Annotated in this window: 19 protein-coding genes and 1 other RNA gene; 11 read left to right on the top strand and 9 right to left on the bottom strand. The window is 64.4% G+C overall.

Annotated features, from left to right (window positions below; all coding sequences use genetic code 11):
- Positions 1–2 precede the first annotated feature (2 nt).
- The 7 genes from ftsL to rsmI all read right to left on the bottom strand — a co-directional run bounded on the left by ftsL (position 3) and on the right by rsmI (position 4,692).
- Positions 3–263 (bottom strand): cell division protein FtsL, encoded by a 261-nt coding sequence (gene ftsL / locus H607_RS0106725; RefSeq protein ID WP_028874797.1) that lies wholly within the window; start codon positions 261–263, stop codon positions 3–5.
- On the bottom strand, positions 260–1,183 hold the full coding sequence (gene rsmH, locus H607_RS0106720) for a 16S rRNA (cytosine(1402)-N(4))-methyltransferase RsmH (protein WP_028874796.1): 924 nt from the start codon (positions 1,181–1,183) through the stop codon (positions 260–262). The genes ftsL and rsmH overlap by 4 nt, the downstream gene beginning before the upstream one ends.
- A complete protein-coding gene (gene mraZ / locus H607_RS0106715) occupies positions 1,183–1,626 on the bottom strand; it encodes a division/cell wall cluster transcriptional repressor MraZ (RefSeq protein ID WP_028874795.1) in 444 nt (147 codons plus the stop codon). Before mraZ ends, rsmH begins: the two co-directional genes overlap by 1 nt.
- Positions 1,627–1,871: 245 nt before the next feature.
- An RNA gene (rnpB, locus tag H607_RS12905) (RNase P RNA component class A) lies at positions 1,872–2,274 on the bottom strand.
- Positions 2,275–2,310: 36 nt separating this feature from the next.
- A complete protein-coding gene (locus H607_RS0106710) occupies positions 2,311–2,730 on the bottom strand; it encodes a hypothetical protein (protein WP_037989902.1) in 420 nt (139 codons plus the stop codon).
- A 10-nt stretch (positions 2,731–2,740) separates the two neighbouring features.
- Positions 2,741–3,787, bottom strand: a complete 1,047-nt coding sequence (pyrC, locus tag H607_RS0106705) for a dihydroorotase (protein ID WP_028874793.1) — start codon at positions 3,785–3,787, stop codon at positions 2,741–2,743.
- Positions 3,788–3,807: 20 nt separating this feature from the next.
- Entirely contained in the window at positions 3,808–4,692 is an 885-nt protein-coding gene (gene rsmI, locus H607_RS0106700) for a 16S rRNA (cytidine(1402)-2'-O)-methyltransferase (protein WP_169393594.1), read from the bottom strand.
- 11 nt (positions 4,693–4,703) lie between these two features.
- On the opposite strand from rsmI, the gene H607_RS0106695 reads away from it, so the two are divergent.
- The 6 genes from H607_RS0106695 (at position 4,704) to H607_RS0106670 (ending at position 13,612) form a co-directional block, all read left to right on the top strand.
- Entirely contained in the window at positions 4,704–5,117 is a 414-nt protein-coding gene (locus H607_RS0106695; RefSeq protein WP_028874791.1) for a YraN family protein, read from the top strand.
- Positions 5,118–5,143: 26 nt separating this feature from the next.
- On the top strand, positions 5,144–5,695 hold the full coding sequence (locus tag H607_RS0106690) for a phosphoheptose isomerase family protein (protein ID WP_028874790.1): 552 nt from the start codon (positions 5,144–5,146) through the stop codon (positions 5,693–5,695).
- The gene (locus H607_RS0106685; protein ID WP_028874789.1) at positions 5,692–6,363 is read left to right on the top strand and encodes a BON domain-containing protein; all 672 of its coding nucleotides are present in this window, start codon (positions 5,692–5,694) and stop codon (positions 6,361–6,363) included. The genes H607_RS0106690 and H607_RS0106685 overlap by 4 nt, the downstream gene beginning before the upstream one ends.
- Before the next feature lie 38 nt (positions 6,364–6,401).
- Entirely contained in the window at positions 6,402–6,599 is a 198-nt protein-coding gene (locus tag H607_RS0106680) for a hypothetical protein (protein WP_028874788.1), read from the top strand.
- A gap of 156 nt (positions 6,600–6,755) precedes the next feature.
- On the top strand, positions 6,756–9,740 hold the full coding sequence (locus H607_RS0106675; protein ID WP_028874787.1) for a hypothetical protein: 2,985 nt from the start codon (positions 6,756–6,758) through the stop codon (positions 9,738–9,740).
- Positions 9,737–13,612 (top strand): hypothetical protein, encoded by a 3,876-nt coding sequence (locus tag H607_RS0106670; protein ID WP_028874786.1) that lies wholly within the window; start codon positions 9,737–9,739, stop codon positions 13,610–13,612. Before H607_RS0106675 ends, H607_RS0106670 begins: the two co-directional genes overlap by 4 nt.
- 126 nt (positions 13,613–13,738) lie before the next feature.
- Here H607_RS0106670 and H607_RS0106665 read toward each other — a convergent pair whose 3' ends face one another.
- Both H607_RS0106665 and mpl read right to left on the bottom strand, forming a co-directional pair.
- Complete coding sequence (locus tag H607_RS0106665) at positions 13,739–14,371, bottom strand: DNA-3-methyladenine glycosylase family protein (protein ID WP_028874785.1); 633 nt, start codon at positions 14,369–14,371, stop codon at positions 13,739–13,741.
- Entirely contained in the window at positions 14,368–15,738 is a 1,371-nt protein-coding gene (mpl, locus tag H607_RS0106660) for a UDP-N-acetylmuramate:L-alanyl-gamma-D-glutamyl-meso-diaminopimelate ligase (RefSeq protein ID WP_028874784.1), read from the bottom strand. The genes H607_RS0106665 and mpl overlap by 4 nt, the downstream gene beginning before the upstream one ends.
- 75 nt (positions 15,739–15,813) lie before the next feature.
- On the opposite strand from mpl, the gene H607_RS0106655 reads away from it, so the two are divergent.
- From H607_RS0106655 to accB, 5 genes are all read left to right on the top strand, one after another.
- Positions 15,814–16,425, top strand: coding sequence for a hypothetical protein (locus H607_RS0106655; protein ID WP_028874783.1), 612 nt, complete (start codon positions 15,814–15,816; stop codon positions 16,423–16,425).
- Positions 16,422–17,009, top strand: coding sequence for a TlpA family protein disulfide reductase (locus tag H607_RS12055; RefSeq protein WP_051240732.1), 588 nt, complete (start codon positions 16,422–16,424; stop codon positions 17,007–17,009). Before H607_RS0106655 ends, H607_RS12055 begins: the two co-directional genes overlap by 4 nt.
- An 89-nt stretch (positions 17,010–17,098) precedes the next feature.
- Positions 17,099–17,512 carry an outer membrane lipoprotein gene (locus H607_RS12050; RefSeq protein WP_051240731.1) on the top strand — a complete coding sequence of 138 codons (414 nt, stop codon included), beginning with the start codon at positions 17,099–17,101 and terminating at the stop codon, positions 17,510–17,512.
- 88 nt (positions 17,513–17,600) lie between these two features.
- The gene (gene aroQ, locus H607_RS12045) at positions 17,601–18,083 is read left to right on the top strand and encodes a type II 3-dehydroquinate dehydratase (protein WP_037989899.1); all 483 of its coding nucleotides are present in this window, start codon (positions 17,601–17,603) and stop codon (positions 18,081–18,083) included.
- A gap of 29 nt (positions 18,084–18,112) precedes the next feature.
- Positions 18,113–18,580 (top strand): acetyl-CoA carboxylase biotin carboxyl carrier protein, encoded by a 468-nt coding sequence (accB, locus tag H607_RS0106635; RefSeq protein WP_028874782.1) that lies wholly within the window; start codon positions 18,113–18,115, stop codon positions 18,578–18,580.
- Positions 18,581–18,584: the final 4 nt, after the last annotated feature.

Below are 18,584 nucleotides of genomic sequence, written 5' to 3'. Positions count from 1 at the left end.
CGCTAACGCTCCCACGGCACGATTTGGTCTGGACGTGGTGACGCCAGACCGAGTTTTTCCTGCGCCAGGCGCTGGATCCGATCCTGAGTCACCAAGGTGGCACGCTCCAGCTGTAGCTGACGCCACTCGATGTCCAGGCGCTCGCCACGCCGCGTTTGCGTCTCGAGCGCCAAGTAGCGCAGCCGCGCTTCGTGCTTGGCCTGGACCAGCATCACGCTGCTAGCCACCACCAAGCCGACGAGCATTGCCTCGAAACGCGTCATGAACGTCGCTCCGCCACCCGCATCACCGCACTGCGAGCACGCCGGTTACGGGCACATTCCGCTTCCGATGGCCGCAGCTTGCGTACCACCCACCGCAGTGGCGGCACCGGACGCTCGTCCTCGCGCACCGCCAACCCCGGCGGCAACGGCGGCGGAAAAGAATGCTCGCGCATGAAATGCTTCACGATCCGGTCTTCGAGCGAATGGAAACTGATCACCACCAAGCGCCCCCCCGGCCTCAAGCGTCCGATTGTCTGCGGCAGGGTCAACGAGATTTCTTCGAGCTCGCGATTGACGAAAATCCGAAGAGCTTGGAAGGTGCGCGTCGCTGGGTGCTGCCCCGGCTCGCGCGTACGCACCGTTTGCGCCACGATCTCGGCAAGTCGTCCCGTGCGTTCGATAGGCGCCCTTGCGCGCGCAGCGACAATCGCCTTTGCAACCGCATCAGCAAACCGTTCTTCGCCATAATTCTTTATCACCTCCTTGATTTCTTCGCGGCTCGCCCGCGCGAGCCAGCTCGACGCCGGCTCGCCGCTCGTCGGGTCCATGCGCATGTCGAGCGGCGCATCGAAACGGAAACTCATGCCACGCTCGGGGGCATCGAGCTGCGGCGAGGACACGCCCAAATCCAGCAAAATCCCGTCGACTTGCGCCACCCCCAACACATCGAGCTCCGCCCCCAGGCGTGAAAACGGTGCATGCACCAGGGTGAGCCTGGGCTCGTTCCACGTTCGCCCGAAAGCGATCGCCTCCGGATCGCGGTCGAAGGCGATCACCCGCCCTTGCGGCCCCAGCCGCTGCAAGATGGCCCGGGTATGCCCTCCCCGCCCGAAGGTGCCATCGACATAGATGCCGTCCGTGCGCAGTGCGAGCGCCTCCAGCGCCTCTTCGAGCAGTACAGGGACGTGCGCTTCGCTCATCACAGCACCACGCCCTCGAACGTCCTGGCCAGATCCTCGGCCGAGAGCGCCAGCATCGCTTCCTGCTGCGCCTGCCACCCTGCTTCGGACCACAGCTCGAAATGCGTTCCCTGGCCGACCAGCCACACGTTCTTCTCCAGCCCAGCCCATTGTCTGAGGGAAGCGACTACCGACACCCGCCCGGAGGTATCGAGCTCCTCTTCCTGGGCAAACCCCACGAGCAGGCGTTTCAGGGCGGCAGTACGCGGATCGAGCCCTGGCAAGGCCACGATGCGCTCACGGATGGGCGTCCACACCGCTTCGGGATAAACCAGCAGGCACTTGTGCGGATGCGCCGTCAGCACCAAAGGGCGCCCTTCGGGCGCCAACGCCTCGCGGAACCGCGTCGGAATGGCGATTCGCCCTTTGGCATCGAGACTGAGCGTGACCGCCCCTTGGAACACGTCGTTCATCCTTTTGCCCACGTCCCCACATTTTGCCACTTTTCTCCACCGAATCCCATTCCGGCAAAAAAGAGGACCCTCGCCATACAACGATGCCAAGCAAGACAAAGGGATAAAAAGAAAATAAAATCTAAGGTAATCAGAAAGATAGGAGCAGCCGGGGTTACGCCGACGCACGCACCCGGCAGCCATCGGCCAACAAATGATGGCGATGTATTTGTTACCGAATGTAACGAAGAAGTGGAAAGGGAAGTCTGCCGCTTAAGCCGGGTTCTGTCGCGCATCGTGCGATGCGGGGCAGTCATTCCTCTAGGCCCGCCGTTGCCGACGGGCTCGAGCAGCCAACCCGGGAGCGGCGCGAGCCACGCCATTGCTCCCCTATTCGGCCTTGCTCCGGATGGGGTTTACCGTGCCGCCTCCGTTGCCGGAGACGCGGTGGGCTCTTACCCGCGAGGCCGAAGCCCCGCGCCGGGTCTCCCCGGCCACCGTTTCACCCTTGCCTGATCCCTTGCGGGCCATCGGCGGTCTATTCTCTGTGGCACTTTCCGTCGCCTCACGGCGCCCGGCCGTTAGCCGGCATCCTGCTCTGTGGAGCCCGGACTTTCCTCTCCGCGCCCGAAGGCACGCAGCGACTGCCGGGCAGACTTCCCAATGCATGATACCGCAAGGCGCGGCCGAAGTTCCCTATGATGCAGGTTTGGGTGCCGGTTCGAAGACGAGGACCCCGTCGCGGTGACGAAACGTCCCGACCAGAGGCCCCAGCGCCTGCGGATCGGGCTGGTCCCACGATTGCAAGCGACAATCTTCGGTCGAGGCGAGGTACCAGCGCCCTCCCTGTTCGAGCGCCCACAGCAGATCTCCCGCCTCATAGACCTTCATCGGCGTCATCTCGGCACGATCGGATGCGACCGGATACTTGCGCTGACATTTCGGCAGACGCGAGACGACCACCGCCTGCTTCACCTCGCTCCAGGGGAAGGACTGCTGACGCTCGAGCACCAGCGCGTGATTCATCCCCTCGATGCGGTAGCTGATCGCCGCATCTTCGCAAGCGACCAAGCCCAAGGCGCACAGCGCCGCGATTGCCCCTCTCCTCCAGCGCATCACCCTCTCCTCATTCCACCATCCAGCCCATCGTCTCGCCCGCGCGCAGAGGCACCACCTCCTCAGCCTCGCCCAAGGGCACGGCTGCCGGCACCGCCCATGGCCGGCGCACCAGGGCGATGCGCTCGGTAGGCTCCGGCACGCCGTAGAACCGCGCGCCGAAGCGCGAGGCGAACCCTTCGAGTCGATCCAGGGCGCCGGCCGCCTCGAACACCTCGGCGTAGAGCGGCAGCGCGAGCGGCGCGGTGTAGCATCCGGCGCAGCCACAGGCCGATTCCTTCGCTCCACGCGGGTGTGGCGCCGAGTCGGTGCCGAGGAAGAATTTCGGCGAACCGCTCGTGGCCGCCTCTACCAGGGCCCGGCGGTGGCGCTCGCGCTTGAGGATCGGCAGACAGTAGAAATGCGGCCGGATGCCGCCGGCGAGCAGGGCATTGCGCTCGTAGCGCAGATGATGCGCGGTGAGGGTAGCGGCCACCGTCTCAGGCGCCTCGCGCACGAAGGCCACGCCTTCGGCGGTCGTCACGTGCTCGAGCACGATCTTCAAGCCGGGGAAACGCGCCACCAGCGGCGCGAGCACTCGCTCGACGAACACCGCCTCGCGATCGAAGATGTCTACTTCGGGATCGACCACTTCGCCGTGCACGCACAACACCAGGCCGCGTTCCTGCATCCGCTCGAGCACGGGATAGATCCGCTCGATGCAGCGCACGCCCGCATCCGAGTTCGTGGTCGCTCCGGCCGGATAGAGCTTGGCCGCGAGCACGACGCCGCTCGCCGCGGCACGGTCGATTTCCTGCGGCGGCATCGCCTCGGTGAGATAGAGCGTCATCCACGGCACGAAGTCGGCCGCTCTTCCCCCGGCCGCGCGCGCCGCCGCCAGGATGTCCGCGCGATAGGCGAGCGCCGCCGCGGTCGTCGTCACCGGCGGCTTGAGGTTGGGCATGATGAGCGCCTGGGCGAAGACTGCCGCGCTCGCCGGCACCACCGCGCGCATCGCCGCGCCCTGCCGCACGTGCAAATGCCAGTCGGCGGGACGCAATAAGTCGATCCGATCCATTCTTTCTCCTTCAGGGACGCTCATTCGTCATTCTCCTGCCCTGCGGCGAGCCCCTGGGCATAGAGCCGGTTCTTGGAGGCGCCGGTCAATTCCGCCGCGAGCCGCACCGCCTCTCCGAACGGCACTCCGACCCCGGTCAGGCGCGCGAGCACCCGCCGCCCCGTTTCCTCGCGCACGGCCTGCACATCGCCCGGCCCCAGGATGAGGACGAACTCACCTCGCATGCGCTCGGCGCGCTCCTCGAGCCAATCGGGCATCTGCGCGAGCGGCAGGCGCACCGTCTCCTCGAAGCGCTTGGTGAGCTCGCGCGCGAGGAAGAGCTCGCGCGCCCCGCCCAGCACCTCCAGCATGTCGGCCACGCTCCCGCGCACGCGGTGCGGCGCCTCGTAGCATGCCACCGGCACCTCCTCGGTCGCCAGCAAAGCCAGGAGTTTGCGCCGCGCCGCCTGCTTCGGCGGCAGAAACCCGATGAAGCGAAACCCCGGCTCGACGAAGCCCGCCACCGACAGCGCCGCGATCACGGCGCTGGGCCCCGGTATCGGCACCACCGCGAAGCCGGCTGCGCGCACGGCAGCCACGATGCGCGCGCCTGGATCGCAGATGCCGGGCGTGCCCGCATCGGAAATCAGCGCCACGTGCTCGCCGCGCGCCAGCCGCGCCACGATCGCCTGCGCGGCAGCCTGCTCGTTGTGCTCGTGCGCCGGCACCATCGGCGTGTGTATGCCCCAAGCATCGAGCAATCTCTGGCTGTGGCGCGTGTCCTCGGCCGCGATACAATCGACTCCGGCGAGCACCGCGCGGGCGCGCGGGCTCAGATCGGCCAGATTCCCCAAGGGGGTAGCCACCACATAGAGGGCCGGTTCGGCCCGGCGCCATACGCCTTCCGCCATTCCTTCCGGATCCATCGCCTCCGCCCATGACACGAAAACCCGATTCTGCGCCAAACCCCCTCGCCGCCACAAGCACCCGCGCCGTCGGCACCGCGTACGAGGCGCTCGCCGCCGCCTGGCTCGAACGCCAAGGCGTGCGTCTGCTCGCGCGCAACGCCACCAGCCGCCGCGGCGAGATCGACCTCATCGGGCTGCACCAAGACACACTCGTCTTCTTCGAAGTACGCCACCGCCGGCGCAGCGATTACGGCAGCGCCGCCGAGAGCGTCACCCCTGCCAAGCAGCGCCGCATCCTCGCTGCCGCCCGCTACTGGCTCAACGGTCCCGTCGGGCGGCGCCATGCGGCCCGCCCCTGCCGCTTCGACGTGCTCGCCTTCGACGGCGAGGCCCAAGTCCCCCAATGGATCCAGGGGGCGTTCGATCTCGGCGTAACCTGGTGAGCGACGCGCCATGTTAGACTAAATCGATGGATCTCATCGAACATCTCACCGAACCTTTCCTCTTCCAGTCCGCCCTCTTGCAGGAGACGGCCCCGGTGCTCGCTGCCCCGTGCGCGGCGGCCGCCGAAATCTTGGCCCAGAGCCTGCTGCAGAGCGGCCGCATCCTCGTCTGGGCGAGCGGCCCGGAACGCGCACTCGCCGAACTCTTCCTCCACCGCCTGTGGCACGGGCTCGACCGCGAGCGCCCGCCGGTGGCGGCGCTGCGGCTCGAAGGCGAAGGAGAAGCGGCGCTGCGCGTCTTCACGGCGTTGGCGCAGCCGGGTGATGCGCTCGTGCTGCTCTTCGCCCGCCCGAGTCCGACCGCCACGGCGCTGCGCGAGGCCGCCCACGAAAACGGGATCGCGCTCGTCGCGCTCGGCACCGACGGCGACGGCCAATGGTTCGGCGGTCTCGCCGGTAGCGACGTCCCCCTGGAACTGCCGGAACTTCCGCCGTCGCGCCACGGGGAACTCATGCTCTTTACCCTCGATCTTCTCGTCGAAGCCCTCGACGCCGTCCTTCTCGGAGACTTCGCATGACCCGCACGTCCCTGCGCTCCACCCTCGCCTTGCTCGTGCTCGCCACCGCGTCGACCCTGCCGCTTTCCGGCTGCTTTCCTCTCATGGCGGGCGGCGCCGCCGTCACCGCGTCGGTGGCCTCCGACCGGCGCACCACCGGTGCCATCGTCGACGACGAAGCGATCGAATGGAAAGTCGGTGACAAGATCGCCCGGCAGCTGGGCGATCGTGTTCACATCAACGTGACGTCCTACAACCGCATCGTGCTGCTCACGGGCGAAGCCCCTCGCGAGGAAGACCGGGCACTGGCCGAGCAGCTCGCGCGTGAAACGGAGAACGTGCGCGACGTGGTCAACGAAATCCAGATCGCCAGCCCCAGCTCACTGGGCTCGCGCGCGAGCGATTCGAGCATCACGGCGCAAGTCAAGGCCCGCTTCGTCAACCAGAGCAACGGCGCCTTTGCCGCCAACCATGTCAAGGTGGTGACCGAGAACGGTGTCGTCTATCTCATGGGATTGGTGACGCGGCGTGAAGCCGACGCTGCCACCCACATCGCCCGCACCACCAGCGGTGTGCGCAAGGTCGTGCGCGTCTTCGAGTACATCCCCGAGGAAGAAGCCCGCCGGCTCGACCGCCAGGGCGCCGAACCCAAGGGTACCTCGAAAAACTCCTCCACCACTGGCCCCTGATAAAATTCCCACGTCCTGATTCGAGATAAGCCCGAACCATGACGCGCCGCACCGCCATCCAGTTCGACCTCCTCTTTACCGCGGAAGGGCATCGCGCCAAGCTCGATCGCTTGGATGATCCCCTGCAGGAGATGGAACCGGTGATCGACTTTGCGACGCTGGCGACAAAAGTGGGGAACCTCAAACTGGAACTCTCCATAAAGACACGACGCAATCGTCCGGGACTTGACGCGTAGGTTTGCACACGTTTTTGAGAGGAACGAATCATGCAACCTATACATACTCGGCGAGGCGCGAGGGTGTCCGCGCGCTCTGTAACCCCTTCTCTCGATCTCGCAAAGCTCGTAGAGCTGCTTTGTAAGGCGTTGGCTTCCTCGGCAGGATTTCTCTGCATGCAAGGGGCGAAGCTCCACATCGACACGCGCGCGCCTCTATACGCACTCGTCACTTCGGAGGACTTCAAAGGCGCGTTTGCGCCTGGCGAGCAGACGGGGTTCATCCGCGATATGGACATCCCGGGAAGGGGCATGGCCGCGCGGATCGGAGGCCGCCTGCTGCACTCGACAGACAGCAGCACCTCCAAAGCGATCGAGAAGCTACAGTCCATCGTGGCTGCAAAATTGGATGCTGCCTTGTCGGGCGCAGAGATCGAGACGCTTGCATTGGGGTCTACGGAAGAATGGATCGAGATGCTTGCGCGATCCATAGGGGAGCAGGTGCCGCAGCTTCCCTCAGTCGCCTCGATGGTTCCCATCGTGTTCGCCTCGAGTGAGCGCCGCGCGCAGGAGCGAAGCAAGGACATCGGCAGAGTCCTCACGGCCATCGAGACGGTCGATGGCCGCGACGGGCTGGAGATGATGCTCAAGGGCATCGAGAACAAGCTACGAAAGGACGGCTTGGACGACGATGAGATCGAGGAAACACTCGACTGTATCCGCGCTCAACGCAATCGCCCAGGTAGCCTCATCCGTGAGTTCATCGACTTTCTGGACGACGATGCACTTGCCCGTGTGCGTCTTCAGGTCACCATGCGCATCATGGAGGCCCTGGCAACCCAGTCGGCAAGCGAGGGGTTCAAAGAGTACGTGCGCCGCGTCACACAGTGCTACGAGATCTTTGGCAGCCCAAAGGGCGAAGCCTTGCTCCTCGATGCGGCAACCGTCTTTGGCCAGGCCAACAACTCTGACTTCTCTGAGCACCTGCGCAAAGCGCTTTTCTACAACTGCCTGTCTGTATGGCCGGAGTGGTCGGCCCAGCTCTTCGAGACACGGACCGAGCCGAATCAAGGGTTTGCCACCGTGCGCGAGGTGTCGTACCGATTTCGCGTGAACGGCAACAATCCTGAAACCGGAAAGTCTGCGTTCGACACGCGCATGGCGCGTTTGAGGCAGAATCTGGTCTCCGAGGTCGATCCAAACAAGAGGGTCAAGCGAGACCTCGCGGAACTCCTCTTCCTGCACCTGGTAATCCCGAAGTCGCTCGCCAAGCCAGACACGCTCGACGTGCTCGCAGAGGCGAAGCAATTCGCTTCTCGCCTACGAATCGACCCCAGAGCCACGATCGAGAAGACGCTGGCCGAACTGGCGTCACGCAGCCATGTCGTCGATGGACTGGCCGATGAACTCATCATGGTATTGAAGACACGCTCGGGCAAGGTGATCGGCCTGGCGAACGCAGCCGCCGACAAATTCCGTGTCTTTCTGCACAGAGATATCGTCAACTGGGATGCCATCGAATCGATTACCCCGAACACCGACATCTTGGTCAAGTCGGAGACCGGCGAGAACTCAGTGGCCTGGTTCGGCCACTTGAGCGTTTCCGCAGAGGAGATCGTCCCGGGAAGCCTTGCTTCGTATTCGGTCAAGACGCAGCTTCAGGAGCGGGCCTTGGTCGCGACAAGTACAGGGACCCGTCTGGCCATGAAGCGCGACCTGTCCGCTGCGTTGCTCCCCGTGCGATTCATTCCAGTGCGTTGGGACAAGGGAAGTCAGACCACCGTCCCCGACCTTTGGGATGACAAGCCCTTCGAGGCGGGTGTCGGGGTCGATCTTCAGTACGACCTGTCCTTGCTGAAGCTGCGCGTCACCGATCAAGACCCAGATGAGGAGCGAGCATTGAGGGAGCAACTTCGTGCCGCCTCGGTGACTGCATTTACCTTGCTCGCCTACGTGACCTTGTATGAGGTTCAGCGCCGTTTGCGGGCTCGCCTACCAGAGGCCGGCATCACCATGCTGCGACTACAGCACACCGGACGTCAGGCCGATCGTGAAGCGGATGCCCATGATGGCAATACCGCCGTCTACGCCGCAAGTCATGCCATAGAGATGGCTTTGGCGCGGGAGGGTTTTGTCAAGGTGCAGGGCGTCACGACGCAGGCCGACAGCAGCACCCTACGGTGGAAGAGAAGAGGGGCGCTTCACGCACTGCTCGGCGGCCAGAAGCTGCGCTTCCCTCTCGAGGGGGCGCTCGACAAGGTGGCCCTGGTGGCCTACGTGACCCGTCCTTGCGACTCCCACCCGGCGCACGCCGACGCGGACGGGCACATCTTCCTTAGTTGCACCTACGTCGCGCAGCGCGACCAAAACGGTGCCACCTTGAAGACACTCTACATGCACCAACGCCTCGTCGAAAGTCGCAAGGAATTCAGGACCCCACAGCCCATCCTGGAGGAAATCGCGCGGCTGCGCCAGATGGGGTTCAGGCACGTGATGCTGCTCTCCCAGCACTTCGGAAACCGGCATATCGGTCGGGCCGCAGAGCGTCACGCGCCCCATGGCACGCTGGAATTCCTGGACGAGGTAGTGAAGCGCTTTCCGGATGTCTACCTTTACCCCCTGCGACGCGACGTATTTCCTGCCACTCGCCTGCGCAAGCGCGACAACGGCGAGAGCGGATTCGAGGTGCTGAGTTTCAAGGACCATCAGAAGATGTACGAGTCCATGAGTGAGGCCGTGCTACGCAGCGTCATGCCCGTCTATACCTTCGCCACATTGGCCGTCGTTGGCGACGAAGACAGCAGACCGCAGTCGGGTTTCTGCACGTATTTCTTCGATGTCGAACAGCGCATCACCGACGTGGAAATGCGCGAAACCGTGCGCCAGAACATCCTCGGCATTGGTAACGAGGCAGCCGAAGTCCGCAAATCGCTCATCAGCGTACTGCGAGCCGTGCATTTCATGGAGAGCGAAAAAGCGCCAACCAAGGCAAGTCCCGTCCTGATGCCCGTCCTCGACCCGTACGGTTGGGCCAACCCCGTCAAACGGTCCGCCGCGGGAGAAATCGAGGTGATGACTCGCCGTCGAGCAGGCTCGGTGTTCCTGTCGCTGCCAGCCGTCCTTGCACACGTCACCAAGGTCCTTCACAAGGAGAGCGAATGACCGAGCTGAGTTTTCATCGGCAGGCGGTTCTCTGGGGGCAGGCGTATGAGGTTCTGGTGAAGCGCGGGGTGCTTGCCTGCCTCATCGAGCAAGGTCTCATCGAGCGCAATCGACCCGGGCTGGAGCGCTGGCGCACGATCAGGCTGCTGGACGTGTCGAGGACCTTGGCCAAGGAACTGAACCTTCTCGACGAGGGGGCGCGAGAAGTCATCAAGGCAGGCGTTCGCCAACTGGCTCTGACTGCGTACGGTGTCGGGTACACGGCAACCCGTGAGTACCTGAAAGCCATCAGGAAGCACTTTGCCAAGAAACCCGAAGCTCTGAGGGTCAAAGCACTCTGGTGCCCCCTGATGCTCCCGGGCGAATCCACGCCGCGTGCTGGAATTCGGGAAGCATTCTACGGAGAGATGGGACTCACCGGCATCGTAGACCCAGCCTGGTCGCGCAAAGGGCAGCCCGCGAACGCAGACTTCCTGCTGTGGCTCGCCGCGCCCAACGAGGACTACCTGCTGGTGCAGGAGTATTCCTATGACATGCCCGGTAACTTGGGCGACTTCCGCAGACAGGATGCGCACCTCGATGAGCTGCTCCGGCATCGCCGAATCGTCGATTCGCGTAGCGTGTTTGCGCGCGTGGCCGCAGAAGTGAGCGGCGAAGCGTTCGAGCTCTCCGAAGACATCCAGAACTATCTCGGTGCGCTCACGAGCGAGGACAAGCCGCTCTACAAGCTCTGCCAGGCCTGCTCGTACGCGGAGACCACGGTCGCCCTTCTGCGCTCCCGTGGGTTACTCGATCGACCCTGTCACGCCCGTGCACTGGCCATCACGCCCAATGGGCTGGAGAGCCTGAGCGCGACGTTCGGAATCGATGAAGGAGCCGATCCGCGTCGTTCATTGATGGCCCAGATGGCCTCGGCCTACCGGAACACCGAAAAACTCGCCGACGGCGACGAGGACGGGCTGGTGGAACTCATCGAGCGTGTGTTCAAGGGCGTAGTGATGAAACTGCCCAAGGAGCTCCGGTCCGGCATGAAGGCGCTGCGCTCGATGCCGCAGCCGGGAGAAGACTACGTATTCGAATTCGACGAGCAGGTCAAAGGGTTCCATAACCCGACCGACGGGTTGACGTTGGACGAAGCCTTGGCGCTGGTCGACGAGCGCCCCGAGCTGCAACGGTATTTCGGGGGATCCGTAAAGCACGCCGTGGGCACGGTCATGCAGGAGATCATGGAATCGAGGGAAAAGATCTCGCTGCGTGACGTGCACGCGGCTTCCATCGTCGCCGCGATGCGCTGCGCAAGGCCGGGCAGGCTAAACGTCATTGCCCTCGAGGGTAATCCCGGCATTGGAAAAACGACCGCCTTGCGATCTTACCTCAGCAAGAAGCAAGACGGGTTTCTGTTCCTGTACGTGAGCCCGCGGGTCGTCATCAACCGGGAAGTCACCCATGGCATGGCCCGTCACGAGGGCCTGCCAACGGGCATCCTAACGGTCACGACCAACGCTGCGCTCATCTCGGCAGCAAAGCGCTGGCACGACGAACAGGTGAAACGGGGACTCGACACCCCGCGCCACATCGACGGAGCCGTGGTGGCCGACGGGGTGCCGAACCTGATCAAGCCCAAGGGAGCCATCCTGGTGCTCGATCCAGAGCAAGAGCAGGAAATCGACACCCATCATGCCTCCACTCGTCTGCTCAAGGACACGCTGTCCGAGCACGAAGATCTCGTCAAGGATCGCACACTCATCGGTGTATTGAGAGGGATGGCCGAGATATCGAGGACGCTTCTCGAGGAGAACCCCGACGTCAACCGCTTGGTGCTCACGGCAGCCTTGCAAGGATTGCGCGATCGAGACAACGCCAAGACCACCATCGACGCCTTGTCCAGCCTCTTCGTCAATAAGGCCTCTACCGCAGCCGGTATCGCAGAACGAAGGGGTTTTGCCAAACGGATGCCAACGATCGTGGTCATGGTCGATGAGCTTGCCGGCGATGGCGCGGGGGCCCGTTTCGTTCATGCCATCGCCACGTGGCTTCAGCGTGAATTCATCGACTGCTTCGAGGACGAACCCTGTCCGTTTACGGTCTCGCTCGTCATCTCCGATGCGTCTTTGGGTAACGAGGTGGTGCTCGACAGTTACCTCAACGCCGGTGAGCGTGCCCCGGACAAGGTGCTGGTCTCGAAGTCTGCGGGGCGTCTTCCCTTCAGGTTGGCGGCAACGAAGGTCAAGGTGGGAACGGGCAGGCGCGACACGCTGCACGTCATGACCAACAGCTTTCCGGCAAGCAACCTGTACTTGCACTACCGGGTTCAGTTGTCGGCCGTAAAACTGGGGATGAGCACCAAAGAAAAGAGCTTCGGCAAGCCCCAGACCCCACGCGAAGCCATCCGAACCGCCGCGGGAGAGGCGATGCTCGCAGGCGCAGTCCGTCAGATTCTCAAGGCGTTGCAGGCCAATGCGCGTCAAGTCATCTACTTCGCCCAAGACAAGCTCTTCCTGCGGCAATTGCGTAACACGCTGGTAGAAGAGCACAAAGAAGACGGTCTGAACCTCGAAAACGTCCAGATCCTGGACTCGTCGGTGCCAGGTTTCCGCCGTCGAGAGCTCGTCGACCCCAAGGTGCGCGACACCGTGAAAGTGTTCCTCATGACCTCATCGGGCGCGCGCGGGGTGTCTTTTCCTTTGACCGACTGGATCATCGCGAGTGTACCGCGATTCAACATCGAGGCGGCACTGATGGAAATTGCCCAGCTCATTTACCGGGGGCGGGGCATGTATACGGACGAGACGGGGGCCCAAGTATCCGGGGACCGGGTACCACGGCACCTGGTCATGCTGGTGGATGACTACGTGGTCTGCGACGGGGAAATGGACAAGCGGCAGTGGCTGCGTCAGTCCCTGGACCTGATGACCCTGTTGGTCATGCTGCGCTCGAGCATCTACACGCGGATCACGGGCGATGCCGGTCTCAGGCAACCCCTTGCGCTGGTTCCCGTGGGGGCGGTCGGCACGGAGGAACTCATCAGCCTCATGTCGCAGCACGTCGCCGAATTCGTGCGCGAGGCGGATATTTTCATGGCATCGAACACCAATCGGCATCTCATCGCTCTGGCCGCACGTGCAAGGGACAATGTGGCAGAACTCTTCTCTCACGCGCGCCTCAATGGCGTCGCCAAACGGGACGCGGACGGTCGCTCGATGGTCAAGGCGGACTATGTGGAACGACTTCTTCGGGTAGCGGCCAACCCGGTTGGCTCACTGCTGACGGCTGCCGTAGAAGGCACCAGCATCCCCGATCACATGTATTTTTCGGGGCCGGTCGTGGTCGAGTCCTGGGAAGGCTTCGAGAAGCAGGAAGTCTTTGCGTTCGAGGGGCATGAGACTCAGCTCACGAACGCAAGTCGCGCACTCATTGGTCAGCTCTACGAGATCGATCAGTCGAAAGAGTTTCCACCTGCCATGCGCAATGCCGCGCAGAGCTTGCTACGACTGCTGCAGCGCAACCAGCACGACGCGGCCAACGAGTTTCGTACGCTCAAGGATCTCAAATCCCCGAACACCTGGGTCGCCATCCCGGCGGGATACTATTTCTTTGTGCACGCTGAAACGCGGCAGGAAGGAGAGACGTTTTTCCTGGAAGACCAGCCACTTTGGCAGGAAGCGCTTGGGAATACGCTGAATGCGGGATCGGCCATCATCCCGCCGCTGCCCCGCTACGAGTCGTTCCCTTGGGCTGCGGCGGTTGGCCGGGTCAGTCCGCTGAAGTTGGATCTCGTTTTCGACGACCGTTACTTCATGGCCTCGAACGAGCTGAACCTGCTCAATACCCTGTTGTTAGCCAAGACATCCGATGACGAGTTGACCGAGTAAAAACAGCACGCAATCGTGCAGGACATGACACCTACCGTCGATCCAAACTCGAATGTTTACGGCGGCGGGAGAAAAAACTTGATAAATTAAAATGTTATGAATTTCGGTCGAACAAGAGATCAAGGTTCAATAGATCACCGGCGCCGCCTCCAGGCTGCGCCAGAGGATCCACGTCGCCGCCGTGCGCCACGGACGCCAGCGCTCGCCGGCCTCGAGCCACACCCGCCGCGGCGCCTTCTCCGGCAGACCCGCATGGCGCACGAGCGCCCGGCGCAGCCCCAGGTCGTCGATCGGCCACACGTCCGGCCGCCACAGGTGGAAAATGAGAAACATCTCCGCCGTCCACCGCCCTATCCCGCGCACGGCGATCAGTGTGCGCACGATCGTCTCGTCGTCCATCTCCCGCCAGCACCGGGGGTCGAGCCGCCCGGCGGCAAAATGCTCCGCCAGATCGACGAGCCAAGACGCCTTCGCGCCGGATAGGCCCGCTTCGCGCAGGCGTGCTGCTCCCGCCTGGAGCACGGTCTGCGGCGAGACCGATCCCACCCCCTCCTCCAGCCGTTCCCAGACCCGACGTGCGGCTTTCACCGACAGCTGCTGCCCGACGATCGCCCGGGCGAGCGTGGTAAATGCATCGCCCGAGGACGTCACGGCCGGCGGCCTCGCCTGCAGGATCAAGGGCGCGAGCTCGGCATCACGGGTCACGAGCGCCGCGCAGGCTTCTTCCCACCATGCAGGGGCCATTCCCTCTTCGCTCATGATGCTCCCTCGCGCGCGGCGAGCGCAGTGAGCAACCGCTCGTGGATGCCCTCGAACCCACCGTTGCTCATCACGAGGATGGCATCACCCGGGCGCGCTTGTGCCACGATCCCGGCCACGAACGCCTCGATCTCCTCGCCCACCGTCACCCGTTCACCGAGTGGTGCCAGCGCCTCACGGGCGTCCCAGCTCAACCCTTTGGCGTAGCAATGCACGAGATCCGCCCCGGCGAGCGCCTCGGGCAAGGCCGCGCGCATCACGCCCAGTTTCATCGTGTTCGAGCGCGGCTCGAAGACCGCGATCAAACGCCCCGACACGCGCGGACGCAGCGCGGCGATCGTCTCGCGGATCGCCGTGGGATGATGGGCGAAATCGTCATAGACCGCCACGCCTGCCACGACCCCGCGCCGCTCCAGCCGCCGACGCACGCCGCGGAATTCGGCCAGTGCCGCGAGCCCATCCTGCGGGCGTACCCCGACGTGGCGCGCCGCGGCAAGCGCCGCGAGCGCATCGAGCGCGTTGTGCCGCCCCGGCACCGGCAGCGCGATCTCGCCCAGCGGGCGCCCCTCGAGAAAGAACTCGGCCGAAGCGCCGTCTTCCGCGACCGCCACCGTCCATTCCGCCTCCGGTCCCGGCATCGGGCCGAAGCGCTCCACCTGCGACCAGCAGCCGCGGGCAAGCACCCGTTCGAGCGCCGGTTCGCCGGCGAGCGCCACGATGCGCCCCGAGCGCGGCATCGTGCGCACCAGATGGTGGAACTGCGTCTCGATCGCTGCCAGATCGGGGTAGATGTCCGCGTGGTCGAACTCCAGGTTGTTGAGAATTGCCGTGCGCGGCCGATAATGCACGAACTTCGCCCGCTTGTCGCAAAACGCCGTGTCATACTCGTCGGCCTCGATCACGAAGAACGGCCCCGCCCCCAGCTGCGACGAACGGGCGAAATTTCCCGGCACTCCCCCGATGAGAAAACCCGGCGCGAGCCCGTTCGCTTCGAGGATCCAGGCAAGCATCGAACTCGTGGTCGTCTTGCCGTGCGTGCCCGCCACCGCCAGCGTCCAGCGGCCGGGCAGAATGTGCTCGGCCAGCCACTGCGGCCCGGAGACGTAGGGCAGACCCCGGTCGAGGATCTCCTCGAGCAGAGGATTGCCCCGCGAGATGGCGTTGCCCACCACGAACACCTCCGCGGGCAGATTCGCCTGCCCCGCCTCGTATCCCTCGATCCAATCGATCCCCTCGGCCTCGAGCAGCTCGGACATGGGCGGATACACGTTCGCATCACAGCCGCTGACCTCGTGCCCGGCCTGCCGCGCCAAAAGCGCGAGGCTGCCCATGAAGGTGCCTCCGATCCCCAACACATGGATACGCATCGCTCGTTTCATCCTGCTCGGAAAAACGTCGATGGTAAAATGCCCTCCGATCCCGCACAACCCGTGGAACACCCGATGCCCACCAATCGTACCTTCGAATCGCTCGACGCCCGCGAAGAGATCGCCGAGCTCGCCGCGCGGCTCATCTACGATGAAGGCATCCGCGACTATGCGCTCGCCAAGCGCAAGGCCGTCAAGCAGCTCGGGTTGTCGCCGCGTACCATGCTGCCGACCAACGAGGCGATCGAGGAGGCGCTCGCGCGCCGCGCCGCCGAATACCAGGACGAGGACGACGCCGAACGGCTCGAGCGCATGCGCCGCGCTGCGGCCGAAGTGATGCGCTGGCTCGAACCCTGGAGCACCTACCTCGTGGGCCACGTGCTCGAGGGCACCGCCGGGCCGCTGTCGGTCGTCGACCTCGACCTCTACGCCGAGAGCGCCAAGGAGGTCGAGATCTTCCTGCTCAACCACCCCTGGCTGCGTTTTGACGTCCATACCCCGCGCGCCGGTGGCGCCAAAGAACCCGAGACGATCTTCGAGTTCGACTGGCACGGCGTGCCGGTGAGCCTGCGCATCTGGCCTCTGGCGAGCGAGCGCAACCTCAAACGCAGCGAACACCGGGCGCGGCTGCCGGCCGTCCTCGCCTTGCTCGAACCGCCCACTTCCCTGTCTCCGGCCACCCCATGACGATGGCACCCAGCGATCGGGAGGAGACGCCTCCTCCCTCCCGACGACGCCGGCGGCTGCTCGCCGCACTCGCTGCCTTGGGTCTGGGCGGCGCGCTCTTGTGGCTCGCCCGGCCCCGGGTCGACCCGGCGGCGCACGCAGCGCTCTCCCGCCTCGTCTACACCAAGCTGCAAGAGCCCGACGGCACCCCCAGGCGCATCGCCGAAGACTGGCGCGAGCGCGTGCGGGTGATCAATTTCTGGGCCACGTGGTGTCCTCCCTGCCGCGCCGAGCTGCCGCTGCTCGCCGCCGCTAGCCGCGCATGGAAGGAAGAGGAGGTACAATTCCTCGGCCTCGCGCTCGACGACAAAGAGGCCGTGCGCCGCTATCTCGAACACACCCCCTTGCCCTATCCCGTCCTCCTCGCTCCACCCTCGCTCCTCGATCTCACCGTCCCCCTGGGCAACCGCCGCCGTGTCCTGCCTTTCACCCTCGTGATCGACCCCGAGGATGAACAGGTCGCCGCCCACGTCGGCCCCGTGACCAAGGAAAAACTCGACGGCTGGATCAAGGCTGCCCTCGCTACCGGGACTACACCCCCCTGATTCCGGCAACATCTCCTTGCACCATTCGGGGAACGCCTCCTCTGGCACATGCTATGATGAAATGAGATTTCCCACTCTAGGAGACAGCCATGCCCCTTTCGTTGCGACACCTTTTTCTGTCGTTCTTCTTGTGCTTCGGCGTGAGCCTCGCCCATGCCCAGGGAACGGCCTCGTGCCCCGACTGCGGCGTCGTCGATTCGATTCACGTCGTCAAACGCGACTCCCCGGGCGTACTCGGAGCGGTGGCGGGCGGTGTGGCCGGCGGCCTCGTCGGGCATCAAATCGGTTCGGGCAAAGGCAAGACGGCAGCGACCGTCGTCGGCGTGGTGGGTGGTGCGCTCGCCGGTCGCGAGATCCAACGCCGCCTGCAATCGGACGAAGAATACGAGATCGTCGTGCGCATGGACGATGGAACCTACCGTTCCGTACGTACCGACCAAACCCCCACGGTCCGGTCCGGCCAGAAGGTTCGCGTCATCGGCAATACGGTCGTGCCGCGCTGACCGGCCTCCTGCGCGTGCCCGCCGGTAGATTTTGTCGGCGATTTGCGGCAAACTTCGGGTTTCGACCACGAAACCCGGAGCGGGCACGATGCAAGATCCGTCCTCCGGCACCGATGAAGTACCGGTGCCGCGCATTCTCGTCCTTCACGGCCCCAATCTCAACCTGCTCGGCGTGCGCGAACCCGAAATCTACGGGCACACCACCCTCTCCGACATTCACGCCCGGCTCGAAGCGCGGGCGCAAGCCGCCGGCGCCCGCCTCGAATCCTTTCAGAGCAACCACGAAGGCGAGCTCGTCGACCGCATCCAGGCGGCGATGGAAGAAGGCGTAGACTTCATCCTCATCAATCCCGGCGCCTACACGCACACCAGTGTGGCGCTGCGCGATGCGTTCGCCGCCGTGAGCATTCCCTTCATCGAAGTGCACCTCTCCAACATCCACGCCCGGGAGCCCTTCCGGCGCCATTCTTACCTTTCCGATCGGGCCGTCGGCGTCATCTGCGGCCTGGGCGCCCATGGTTATGAAGCGGCGCTCGAGTATGCCCTGCGTGTTTTGGGCACTTCCTCCTGAATTCCTTCCCTTTCGACGCGGAAACCCCCATGGACCTGCGCAAAATCAAGAAACTCATCGACCTCGTACAAGAATCGGGCATCGCCGAACTCGAAATCACCGAAGGCGAAGAAAAGGTTCGCATCGCCAAACACCCACCCACCAACGTCACCATGCCCGCGCCTGCCGGCCCTACCGTCGTCGCCTCTCCCGTGCCGGTGGCCCCGCAGGCCGTCGCCGCCGCCACCGAGCCCACCGCAGCCGCCGAGGCGGCGCTGCCGGCCGGACACATCGTCAAATCCCCCATGGTCGGCACTTTCTACCGCGCCCCCTCGCCCACCGCGCCGCCCTTCGTCGAAGTGGGCAGCAAGGTCAAACCGGGCGACCGGCTGTGCATCATCGAAGCGATGAAGCTCATGAACGAGATCGAATCCGACGTGGCCGGGACCGTCACCGCCATTCTGGTGGAGAACGGTGAGCCGGTCGAATATGGTCAGCCGCTCTTCGTGATCTCCTGAAGGA

Origin of the sequence: Tepidiphilus margaritifer DSM 15129 (genome assembly GCF_000425565.1) — a bacterium.
In the GTDB taxonomy this organism is placed as follows: domain Bacteria; phylum Pseudomonadota; class Gammaproteobacteria; order Burkholderiales; family Rhodocyclaceae; genus Tepidiphilus; species Tepidiphilus margaritifer.
The sequence above is the reverse complement of the archived record's forward strand: the minus strand, read 5'-3'. Positions and strand labels throughout refer to the sequence as shown.

What these genes read in the sequence shown, in the direction of transcription:
- accB (WP_028874782.1), top strand. Translation starts at nt 18,113, where the DNA reads ATGGACCTGCGCAAAATCAAGAAACTCATCGACCTCGTACAAGAATCG.
- H607_RS0106710 (WP_037989902.1), bottom strand. Translation starts at nt 2,730, where the DNA reads ATGCGCTGGAGGAGAGGGGCAATCGCGGCGCTGTGCGCCTTGGGCTTG.
- H607_RS0106675 (WP_028874787.1), top strand. Translation starts at nt 6,756, where the DNA reads ATGCAAGGGGCGAAGCTCCACATCGACACGCGCGCGCCTCTATACGCA.
- H607_RS12050 (WP_051240731.1), top strand. Translation starts at nt 17,099, where the DNA reads ATGCCCCTTTCGTTGCGACACCTTTTTCTGTCGTTCTTCTTGTGCTTC.
- rsmH (WP_028874796.1), bottom strand. Translation starts at nt 1,183, where the DNA reads ATGAGCGAAGCGCACGTCCCTGTACTGCTCGAAGAGGCGCTGGAGGCG.
- H607_RS12055 (WP_051240732.1), top strand. Translation starts at nt 16,422, where the DNA reads ATGACGATGGCACCCAGCGATCGGGAGGAGACGCCTCCTCCCTCCCGA.
- mpl (WP_028874784.1), bottom strand. Translation starts at nt 15,738, where the DNA reads ATGCGTATCCATGTGTTGGGGATCGGAGGCACCTTCATGGGCAGCCTC.
- H607_RS0106680 (WP_028874788.1), top strand. Translation starts at nt 6,402, where the DNA reads ATGACGCGCCGCACCGCCATCCAGTTCGACCTCCTCTTTACCGCGGAA.
- H607_RS0106690 (WP_028874790.1), top strand. Translation starts at nt 5,144, where the DNA reads ATGGATCTCATCGAACATCTCACCGAACCTTTCCTCTTCCAGTCCGCC.
- rsmI (WP_169393594.1), bottom strand. Translation starts at nt 4,692, where the DNA reads ATGGATCCGGAAGGAATGGCGGAAGGCGTATGGCGCCGGGCCGAACCG.
- H607_RS0106655 (WP_028874783.1), top strand. Translation starts at nt 15,814, where the DNA reads ATGCCCACCAATCGTACCTTCGAATCGCTCGACGCCCGCGAAGAGATC.
- aroQ (WP_037989899.1), top strand. Translation starts at nt 17,601, where the DNA reads ATGCAAGATCCGTCCTCCGGCACCGATGAAGTACCGGTGCCGCGCATT.
- pyrC (WP_028874793.1), bottom strand. Translation starts at nt 3,787, where the DNA reads ATGGATCGGATCGACTTATTGCGTCCCGCCGACTGGCATTTGCACGTG.
- ftsL (WP_028874797.1), bottom strand. Translation starts at nt 263, where the DNA reads ATGACGCGTTTCGAGGCAATGCTCGTCGGCTTGGTGGTGGCTAGCAGC.
- H607_RS0106665 (WP_028874785.1), bottom strand. Translation starts at nt 14,371, where the DNA reads ATGAGCGAAGAGGGAATGGCCCCTGCATGGTGGGAAGAAGCCTGCGCG.
- H607_RS0106685 (WP_028874789.1), top strand. Translation starts at nt 5,692, where the DNA reads ATGACCCGCACGTCCCTGCGCTCCACCCTCGCCTTGCTCGTGCTCGCC.
- H607_RS0106670 (WP_028874786.1), top strand. Translation starts at nt 9,737, where the DNA reads ATGACCGAGCTGAGTTTTCATCGGCAGGCGGTTCTCTGGGGGCAGGCG.
- H607_RS0106695 (WP_028874791.1), top strand. Translation starts at nt 4,704, where the DNA reads ATGACACGAAAACCCGATTCTGCGCCAAACCCCCTCGCCGCCACAAGC.